Annotated in this window: 8 protein-coding genes; 1 reads left to right on the plus strand and 7 read right to left on the minus strand. The window is 68.2% G+C overall.

The window, feature by feature from the left end:
* Positions 1 to 17: 17 nt before the first annotated feature.
* From LQV16_RS07500 to LQV16_RS07515, 4 genes are all read right to left on the minus strand, one after another.
* Positions 18 to 785 (minus strand): SDR family oxidoreductase, encoded by a 768-nt coding sequence (locus LQV16_RS07500; protein WP_229993281.1) that lies wholly within the window; start codon positions 783 to 785, stop codon positions 18 to 20.
* On the minus strand, positions 782 to 2,200 hold the full coding sequence (locus tag LQV16_RS07505) for a DUF6421 family protein (protein ID WP_229993282.1): 1,419 nt from the start codon (positions 2,198 to 2,200) through the stop codon (positions 782 to 784). The genes LQV16_RS07500 and LQV16_RS07505 overlap by 4 nt, the downstream gene beginning before the upstream one ends.
* Before the next feature lie 164 nt (positions 2,201 to 2,364).
* Positions 2,365 to 2,892 (minus strand): peptide-methionine (R)-S-oxide reductase MsrB, encoded by a 528-nt coding sequence (gene msrB / locus LQV16_RS07510; RefSeq protein ID WP_229993283.1) that lies wholly within the window; start codon positions 2,890 to 2,892, stop codon positions 2,365 to 2,367.
* Between the two features lie 14 nt (positions 2,893 to 2,906).
* A complete protein-coding gene (locus LQV16_RS07515) occupies positions 2,907 to 3,395 on the minus strand; it encodes a hypothetical protein (protein WP_229993284.1) in 489 nt (162 codons plus the stop codon).
* A 121-nt stretch (positions 3,396 to 3,516) separates the two neighbouring features.
* Here LQV16_RS07515 and LQV16_RS07520 point away from each other — a divergent pair, with 121 nt between their 5' ends.
* A complete protein-coding gene (locus tag LQV16_RS07520) occupies positions 3,517 to 4,875 on the plus strand; it encodes an alpha/beta fold hydrolase (protein ID WP_229993285.1) in 1,359 nt (452 codons plus the stop codon).
* Positions 4,876 to 4,949: 74 nt separating this feature from the next.
* On the opposite strand, the gene ybaK is transcribed toward LQV16_RS07520, so the two are convergent.
* The 3 genes from ybaK to LQV16_RS07535 form a co-directional block, all read right to left on the minus strand.
* Positions 4,950 to 5,447, minus strand: coding sequence for a Cys-tRNA(Pro) deacylase (gene ybaK, locus LQV16_RS07525; RefSeq protein ID WP_229993286.1), 498 nt, complete (start codon positions 5,445 to 5,447; stop codon positions 4,950 to 4,952).
* Between the two features lie 26 nt (positions 5,448 to 5,473).
* On the minus strand, positions 5,474 to 5,947 hold the full coding sequence (locus tag LQV16_RS07530) for a SufE family protein (RefSeq protein WP_229993287.1): 474 nt from the start codon (positions 5,945 to 5,947) through the stop codon (positions 5,474 to 5,476).
* A gap of 82 nt (positions 5,948 to 6,029) precedes the next feature.
* Positions 6,030 to 6,947, minus strand: a complete 918-nt coding sequence (locus tag LQV16_RS07535) for a sulfurtransferase (protein ID WP_229993288.1) — start codon at positions 6,945 to 6,947, stop codon at positions 6,030 to 6,032.
* Positions 6,948 to 7,262: the final 315 nt, after the last annotated feature.

A 7,262-nucleotide genomic window follows, 5' to 3' on the forward strand; every position in this document is an offset into this window, starting at 1 on the left:
AGTGGATCCGGATCTGTTCAGCGGCTGAGCAGCAGCCGCTGGCCGTTCAGCTCGCCGGCAGGAGTGCTGAAGAGCCCGGCTGCGGCAGCCGCCAGGTCAGCCACGTCCGTGAAGCCCGGGAACGACCGTTCCGGGGCCTTGGCCCGCATTCCGGGGTCAACGAGGGCCTTCACCACGAAGATGGTGGCGGCGCTGCGCAGCTGCGGCTTTTCCTGATCCGGGCTTTCCTGCCCGGTGTTGCCGGCACCGGCGGCCGCGGCGTGGGCCCGCCGGAAGCCGTCCGCGACCGCCAGCGTCCAGGCTTCGGCGGCGGCCTTGGCCGCGGCGTAGCTGGCCCCGCCCGCCGTCGGGGTGCTCACGGCCGTGGAGGACACCATGGCGAAGCGTCCGGTGTCCGAGGCGGCGAGGTCGTCGAAGAAGACGCGCGTGACGTTCCGCAGCGTCGTGACGGCATTGCGTTCCAGGAAGTCCCAGTCCTCGTCGCTCTGGTCCGTGATGCCTTTCGCGCCGCGCCAGCCGCCCACCAGGTGGATGACGCCGTCGACGTTTCCGGCCATGCCGGCCACGCTCGCCCGCAAGGCCCTTACCTCCGCCAGGCTCGCGAGATCGCTCACAAGCGGGGTGATGCCGCCGCCGGCTTCGGCGGCGGCGGCCTCGATGTGGGCGGCATTCGAACCGACGGTGAAGACCCTGTGGCCGGCGTCGCGCAGGGCCCGGGCCGTGGCGATCCCGGACGGCCCGCTGCCGCCGGTGACCAGCACGTTCAACGTGCGTCCGTTGCTCATCCGGCGTTCAGTGCCCGGGTGCCGCTGCCCTCGCCGGTGTCTGAAGATCCGGTGTCTGAAGATCCCGTGATGCCGGCAGTGGATTCGATGACCGGCCGCATCTTCTTCTCCAGCGCTTCGTAGAACATGGAGAGCGGGAACTCGTCGTCGAGGACCTGGTCCGTGAGGCCGCGGGGCGGGCCGTCCAGGGGAAGGGCGTCCGGACCCTTGGCCCAGACCGAGGCCGGGTTGGGCGTGACCGTGCCGGAGATGAGCTCGTAGGCGGCGAGCCAGTGGGCCACCTTGGGACGGTCGATCGAGCGCCAGTACAGTTCCTCGATCTTGGCGCCGAGTTCAACCACGACCCCGGCGGCCTCGTCCCAGTCGATGCTGAGTTTGCTGTCGGTCCAGTGCAGGACGTGGTGCTGGTGCATCCAGGCGAAGAGCAGCTGGCCGCCGAGGCCGTCGTAATTGCGGACGCGGGTGCCGGTGATGGCGAAGCGGAAGATGCGGTCGAAGATCACGGCGTACTGGACAAGCTTGGCGTGCCGGCGGGCCTCCGGGTCGGCGTCCTCGTCCTTCTCGATTTTCACCGATTCGCGGAAGGCGGTGAGGTCGCAGCGCAGTTCCTCCAGCGAGTAGAGGAAGTACGGCATGCGCTGCTTGATCATGAACGGGTCGAAGGGCAGGTCCCCGCGCATGTGGGTGCGGTCATGGATGAGGTCCCACATGACAAACGTTTCCTGCGTCAGCTCCTGGTCCTCCAGCAGCCCGGCGGCGTCCTTGGGCAGCTGCAGGGAAGTGATCTCGGCGGCGGCACGCAGGACGCGGCGGAAGCGGGCGGCCTCGCGGTCGGCGAAGATCGCGCCCCACGTGAACGTCGGGGTCTCGCGGACAGCGACGGTCTCCGGGAAGAGGACTGCTGAGTTGGTGTTGTAGCCCGGGGTGAAGTCGAGGAAACGGATCGGGACGAAGAGCTTGTTGGAGTATTCGCCCGTTTCCAGGCCGCCTATGAACTCGGGCCAGATGACCTCGATCAGGACGGCCTCGACGAGGCGGCTGCTGCTGCCGTTCTGGGTGTACATCGGGAACACGACGAGGTGCTGGAGCCCGTTGACCCGGTGCTGCTGCGGCTGGAAGGCCTGCAGGGAATCCAGGAAGTCCGGCACGCCAAAGCCGGCGTCGGCCCACCGGCCGAAGTCGGTGACGAGCAGGTCAAGGTAACGGGCATCGTGCGGGAAGGACGGGGCCAGGGCCGTGACCGCCGCGGTGATGGTTCCAACGTGGCCGGCCGCGGCGTCGTGGGCTTCGGCATCCGGCACGGATCCGTCCTTGACCTGGAGGGCCTGCAGGGCCGTGGCCGCAGCCTTGAGCCGCAGCCATTCCTGGTTGCTGGCAGTGATCGGGGCGGGGGCGGTGAGAGCAGTCGTGGTCATCGTCGACGGTCGCCTTTCTGGTTGCTGTGGAGCGTGTCGCTGGATCTGAATCGAGCGTAGCAAGCAAACAGAGGCGCTAATGCAAAATTGCTTCGAGCATAAGAAAGTCTGGGGCAAGTGATTCTGAAAGCCCGTTCCAGCGGAAGGAGAGGAAGGGCTGCGGGCTACTGCCCGGCGCCGTCCGCGGGAACGAGTTTCAGGGAGACCGAGTTGATGCAGTACCGCTGGTCCGTGGGGGTGCCGTAGCCCTCGCCGTCGAACACGTGTCCCAGGTGGGAATCGCATGTGCCGCAGCGGACTTCCACCCGGTCCATGCCCATGGTGCGGTCATGGATGTAGCGCACGGTTCCCTCGGCGAGCGGAGCCCAGAAGGACGGCCAGCCGCAGTGCGAGTCGAACTTTTCGTTGCTGGTGAAGAGCTCGGCGCCGCAGGCCCGGCACTGGTAGACGCCCCGGGTGTGGGTGTCCCAGTATTCGCCGGTGTACGGCCGCTCGGTGCCGGCCTGGCGGAGTACGCGGTACTCCTCGGGCGTCAGTTCCTCGCGCCACTGGGCGTCCGTCTTTTCGACCGGCTTTTGCCCCGGCGTGTGTTCGCCGGAGGGCTGTTCAAGCGGCGCAGCGGCAGGCGCCGCGGCGGGGTCAGCGGCGGGCACTGCGGAGGGCATGGATTTGGACCTGTTAAAGATGCTCATAGCCTCAATAACGCTCAGGAGTCCCCGATAAATCCCGAACCGGCGTACAGATGCAGGACGGGCAGCCCCAGCTTGTCCTGTGCCTTGGTGGCCCAGTCGGTGTGGAAAGTGTCTGCGACAGCGTGCGGGCGCGTGATGACCACAGCCTGTCCGGCACTGAGTTCCTTGACCTTGGCAACTAGGCCGTCGACGGCCTTGCCCTCGACGACTTCGCCCGAGACGCCGCCGCCCAGGCCGGCCAGTGCGGCCAGCGACGCGGCCAGGGTGTCGGCGGCTTCGGCCCGCTCCACGGCGGGGTCGGAGTGTGCCGTCAGTTCACGGAAGGCTTTAGCGATTTCAAGCAAGGAAAGGTTCTCCAGGAAATCCACCACCAGGTGCCGCTCGGTGTTGGCCGGCACCAGGATCAGCACGGGCGCATCACCGCCGGCAATCAGGGTTTCAATATTGACGCGGTCATCCGCACCGAGGGGCTCTTCTGTCAAAATGACGATTGGATCACTCATGACCCCAGCCTAGTCGCGCTCGTGTTGCCCCGCATGGTTGTGCCCCGCGGCAGCCTGGCGTGTCCATGCCGGCTGCCGTGCCAATGCCACGGTTGGGCTGCGGTTCAGTCAGAATGGTGCCATGGCATCCTCCTTGCGCCTCCGCCCGGACCTCCGCCCGGATCTTCGCCGGACCGCCGCCCGCCGGACCGCTGCCCGCGAAACAGCGGTCCCCCTTGCGGCGGCCGCCGGCGCCACCGCGTCCGGAAGCGCCAAGTGGGCGGTGGGCGGCATCATCGGCGGCAGCGCCGCTGCGGGCGTGCTGGCCGCCGGGTCCTCCGCCCTCGCGCTCTATTTCGCCCGTCGCGTCATCACCCCGGCCCGGTTCCGCGCTGAGGACCAGGAAGTGCTGGCCGTCATCCGCGAAGGCCGGGCGCTGCAGGTCATTCTCGCCGCCACCCCGGATTCCACAGTGGACGGGGTCTATGGTTTCTTCTTCGACGGCGGCCGTGGCCATGCGCGGATCGGCCGGATCCTGTCCTACTCGCCGGCCGAACGTACCGTGCTGCGCGAGGTTGAGCACGTCTACAGCGGGGACATTGCCACCGCCCGGCGCGGATGGTGGAGCGGGGCGGCCTATCCGGATCCGGCCGCGTTGGGGCTTCCGGTGGAGGACGTGCTGATCGATGTCGATGCCGGGACCGCGCCGGCCTGGCTGGTCCGCGCCACGCCGGCGGAGGATCTGGCCCCGGATGTCTGGGCGATCATGGTGCACGGCCGCGGTGCCACCCGGCAGGAGGGACTGCGGGCACTCCGGGCCGCCAGGGAACTGGGCATGTCCAGTCTGCTGATCTCCTACCGAAACGACGGACTGGCCCCGTCAGCCAGCGACGGGCGCTACGGCCTGGGTTCCACCGAATGGCGCGACGTCGAGGCCGCCATCGGCTATGCCCTGGAACAGGGCGCCCGCGAGGTAGTCCTGTTCGGCTGGTCGATGGGCGGCGCGATCTGCCTCCAGACGGCTGACCTCTCCCGCCATCGCCACCTGATCCGGGCAATGGTCCTGGACGCGCCGGTCATCAGCTGGGTCAACGTGCTGGCCCACCACGCGGAGCTGAACCGGATCCCGTCGTCCGTGGGCCGCTACGGACAGCTGATGCTCAGCCACCGCCTCGGCCGGCGGCTGACCGGGCTGGCCGCCCCCGTTGACCTCAAGGCGATGGACTGGGTTTCGCGGGCCGTGGAGCTGCGGACGCCGACCCTCATTGTGCACAGCGTGGACGACGAATACGTGCCGTTCGGGCCTTCCGCCGCGCTGGCCGAGAAGAATCCGGAGATGGTCACGTTCGAGCCCTTCGACAGGGCCCTGCACACCAAGGAATGGAACGTGGATCCGGAGCGCTGGGACCGGCAGGTCGCGGCCTGGCTCCGGCAGCAGCTGGCGCCCCGTGCCAACCCCGGCGACCAGGAGACGGCGGCCGGAAACGCCACACCCAACTAGCAGTTCACGGCAGTGTTTCGCGCGACCACTGCCGTGATCTGTCGTCTCGACGGGGACAGCAGTCTGAGACCGGGTCAGTCGCGCCGGGTCCCGATCCGGGCGGTGCGGGCAGCCGTGAGCCGAATGAGTTCGGCCGGATCCAGCTCGATGTCCAGGCCGCGCCGTCCGCCCGAAACGAGAATGGTCTCCAGCTCCAGGGCGCTGTCATCCACCACCGTGGGGGAGGACTGGCGCTGCCCCAGCGGTGAGATACCCCCGAGCACGTAACCGGTCCGCCGCTGCGCCGCTGCCGGGTCCGCCATCTCTGCCTTCTTGCCGCCCAAGGCTGCGGCCATCGCTTTGAGGTCCAGGCTGCCGCTCACGGGCACGACGCCGACGGCGAGCCGGCCGTCGACGTCGACCATCAGGGTCTTGAAGACCCGGGCAGGGTCGACGCCGAGCACTTCGGCCGCTTCCAGGCCATAGCTGGCCACCGCGGGGTCATGTGAGTAGGGGTGGGCGACAAAGGGAACCCCGGCGGCCGCGAGTGCTGCGGTGGCCGGAGTTCCCTGCGACGCGTGTTTGCGGGCCATGTGCTCTGGCTGTCCGGCGCTGGAAGTTAGGACTGCACCGGCAACTGCCGGGTTCCCGAGGCGACGACTTTCCGCTTGATCCGGCCCAGCATGGCTGTCATCCCGCGCATGCGCAGGGGAGTGATGGCCCGGGTGAGGCCCAGCAGTTCGGGCATGTCGTCCGGGACTGCCAGGATTTCCGCGGCGCTGAGCCCGTCGAGTCCTTCATGGAGCACCCCGGCAAAGCCACGGGTGGTCGGGGCCTCCCTGGGTGCCTTGAAGTAGAGCCGGACGCGCTCCGGGGCGCCGCCGTCGGCCTGTTCCGTCTCGACGGTCAGGAAGAGCGGCGTCTGGCACTCCACTACCTGCTCCAGCAGCTCCGGGTGGTCCCGGAGCCGCTCCGGAAGTTCCGGAAGTCCTTGCGAGAACTCGAGGAGAAGCTGCAGGCGGTCCGCTTCGGTCAGGGCCTGGAAATCGTCGACAATGTCCGCCAGCGCGGCGGGGAGGGCTGAAGTATTCATCATTCCCAGCTTACGCACGCGTGACGATTGTGTCCTTGTCGCTGTCCCTGCCGCTGACGGTTCCGGTCCATCATGGCCGTAACTACCGGCCGGCCGGAACCGCGCCGCGCTCGGCACCCTTGACGATCGGGACGCGCACGGCGTTGCCCCATTCGGTCCAGGAACCGTCGTAGTTCCGTACTGTCTCGAAGCCCAGCAGGTACTTCAGCGCAAACCAGGTGTGGCTGGACCGCTCACCGATCCGGCAGTAGGCCACGACGTCGTCGCCTGCCTTCAGGCCGGCCTCGCCGAGGTACAGGGCCTCGAGTTCGCCGCGGTTCCGGTAGGTGCCGTCGCCGGCCGCCGCGCGGGCCCAGGGGATGGAGGCCGCGGTGGGGATGTGGCCGCCGCGCAGCGCGCCCTCTTCCGGATAGGCGGGCATGTGGGTCCGCTGGCCCGTGTATTCCTCGGTCGAGCGGACGTCGATCAGCGGCTTGCCGAAGTGGGCCAGGACGTCGTCCTTGAAGGCGCGGATCGGGGCGTCGGTGCGCTCCACGACGGGGTAGTCAGCGGGGGAGGCCACGGTTGTTACGGTGGACAGGGCCCGGCCCTCGGCGATCCACTTGTCCCGGCCGCCGTCCAGGAGCCGGACGTCCTCGTGGCCGAAGAGCGTGAAAACCCACAGGGCGTACGCGGCCCACCAGTTCGATTTGTCGCCGTAAATCACCACGGTGCTGTCCCGGGAAATGCCCTTGGCCGCCGCCAGCGCGGCGAAGGCTTCGCCGTAGATGTAGTCGCGGGTCACTTCGTCGTTCAGATCCGTGTGCCAGTCAATTTTCACGGCGCCGGGGATATGGCCGGTCTCGTACAGCAGGACGTCTTCGTCGGATTCGACCACCACCAGGTTGCCGCCGTCGAGGGCGCCGTCCTCGATCGCCGTGGCCAGCCACTCCGTGGACACCAGGCGGTCGGGGTGGGCGTAGGCGGCGAATTTCTCGTTCTGCTCAACGGGGTAGGACATTGTGATGGCCTTTCACTGGAACGGTCAGGAGGCCGGGCGCGGAAAGCGTTCGCGGCGCCGGGCCTGTTACAACACTAGTCACGGGCCAGTGGGAATGCTCCACCGGGTTCACACGGGGAAATGTGGTCTTCCTCACGCCGGCCGCGGATCCGCACCCGCGCACGCGGGCCGGGCATGCTTTGCCGGTATTCTTGCTGGGGACAAGAGACCAGCAGAACGGACCACCTTGGTACAGATCGAACAGCTCGCCGCCCGTACGCCGGCAGTTTCCGTGGACGAACTCCTCAACGGGTTCTATCCGTCGCCGCGGTTCGG

Origin of the sequence: Arthrobacter sp. Bi26 (assembly GCF_918697925.1) — a bacterium.
Lineage (GTDB): Bacteria > Actinomycetota > Actinomycetes > Actinomycetales > Micrococcaceae > Arthrobacter.

Excerpts from the sequence above, each read along its gene's own strand:
- ybaK (WP_229993286.1), bottom strand. The coding sequence starts at position 5,447 with ATGGCCCGCAAACACGCGTCGCAGGGAACTCCGGCCACCGCAGCACTC.
- LQV16_RS07520 (WP_229993285.1), top strand. The coding sequence starts at position 3,517 with ATGGCATCCTCCTTGCGCCTCCGCCCGGACCTCCGCCCGGATCTTCGC.
- LQV16_RS07515 (WP_229993284.1), bottom strand. The coding sequence starts at position 3,395 with ATGAGTGATCCAATCGTCATTTTGACAGAAGAGCCCCTCGGTGCGGAT.
- LQV16_RS07535 (WP_229993288.1), bottom strand. The coding sequence starts at position 6,947 with ATGTCCTACCCCGTTGAGCAGAACGAGAAATTCGCCGCCTACGCCCAC.
- LQV16_RS07530 (WP_229993287.1), bottom strand. The coding sequence starts at position 5,947 with ATGAATACTTCAGCCCTCCCCGCCGCGCTGGCGGACATTGTCGACGAT.
- LQV16_RS07500 (WP_229993281.1), bottom strand. The coding sequence starts at position 785 with ATGAGCAACGGACGCACGTTGAACGTGCTGGTCACCGGCGGCAGCGGG.
- msrB (WP_229993283.1), bottom strand. The coding sequence starts at position 2,892 with ATGAGCATCTTTAACAGGTCCAAATCCATGCCCTCCGCAGTGCCCGCC.
- LQV16_RS07505 (WP_229993282.1), bottom strand. The coding sequence starts at position 2,200 with ATGACCACGACTGCTCTCACCGCCCCCGCCCCGATCACTGCCAGCAAC.